Annotated in this window: 1 protein-coding gene and 1 pseudogene; both read left to right on the forward strand. The window is 51.1% G+C overall.

All coding sequences use genetic code 11. The features are described from left to right. The first annotated feature begins 53 nt into the window (after positions 1–53). Positions 54–608: a DUF4158 domain-containing protein gene (locus M0413_RS23135; protein ID WP_502957308.1), complete on the forward strand. Its 555-nt coding sequence runs from the start codon at positions 54–56 to the stop codon at positions 606–608. Between the two features lie 11 nt (positions 609–619). Next, positions 620–1,300, forward strand: a pseudogene (locus M0413_RS23140) (Tn3 family transposase); the annotation flags it as partial.

A 1,300-nucleotide genomic window follows, 5' to 3' on the forward strand; every position in this document is an offset into this window, starting at 1 on the left:
GCTGAACCAGAATATTGGAAGCAAGCGCTGATTGAGAACGAGAATTCAAGTGAGTGATTTTAGAATTTAAAGCTAACTTTACATTTTTGGCGCGTTGGGCAAATTTAGCCAACCTGCCACAGGTTCCGGTCAACGCCCAATGGTTTGTCGCACGACAGCTTGGACTAAATGATGTTGCGATATTGTCCACCTATGCGCAACGGGAGACCACACGAAGGGAGCACGCCGCCTTGATCCGGGATCAGTACCAATACCGGGAATTCAGCTGGCCGTGGTCGTTCCGGTTAAGCCGTTTGCTCTACACGCGCAGTTGGATCAGCAACGAGCGGCCCTGCCTACTTTTCGATCTAGCCACTGGCTGGCTCGTCCAGCATAAAATCCTTTTGCCTGGTGAAACCACTTTGACGCGCTTGATTTCCGAGGTACGAGAACGGGCTACTAATCGCTTGTGGCAACGGTTGTCGGCGTTGCCGACATCGAAGCAGATCGCAAAGCTTGAGACCTTACTTCAAGTTCCTGAGGGAACACGAACTTCCCGCTTTGACCGCTACCGCAAGGGGCCGGTGACGATTAGCGGTCCGAGGCCATTGACCGTTATCAGGCGCTAAAAGCGTTCGGCATGCATGAGCTGGATTTTACCGGCATTCCTCCCGTTCGCTTTAAAAACATTGCCCGTCACGCAGGCATGATTTCCATGCACAAGATAGCTCGCATGCCGGAGCAAAAGCGCACTGCCATTTTAGTCGCCTTCGCTAAGACGTACGAGACCGTGGCCCTAGATGAAGCCTTGGATGTGCTGGATTTATTGATCACCCATATTGCCGGTGAGGCGAAAAAGTTGGGGCAGAAAAAACGTCTGAGGACATTGAAGGATTTGGATAAATCTGCGTTGGCCCTAGCAGAGGTTTGCACCCTGATACTCACTGAAAGCATGCAGGATGAGCAGCTGAGGTCAGCTATCTTTGCCAGAATGTCTCGTGAAAAACTGGCGACATCCATTGCCACCGTCCATGAACTTGCTCGCCCCTACGATGATAACTTTCAGGATGAAATGGTGGAACAATATGGCAGGGTCAGGCGTTTTTTACCGAAATTACTGCGTGATATCGTATTCAAAGCGGCTCCGGCAGGCAAGGCGACTCTGGAAGCCCATCAATATCTTGGTGGGCTGTTGGAATCGCGCAAGCTGTTACTGGATGAAGCCCCTCTGGACATTGTCTCTAATCCATGGAAACGCCTGGTGTTCGACAAAGAAGATAGAGTGACCAAGCGAGGCTATACGCTGTGCTTTCTCGATAAG

The sequence above is a fragment of the Shewanella sp. 8A genome, from assembly GCF_023475945.1.
In the GTDB taxonomy this organism is placed as follows: Bacteria; Pseudomonadota; Gammaproteobacteria; order Enterobacterales; family Shewanellaceae; genus Shewanella; species Shewanella xiamenensis.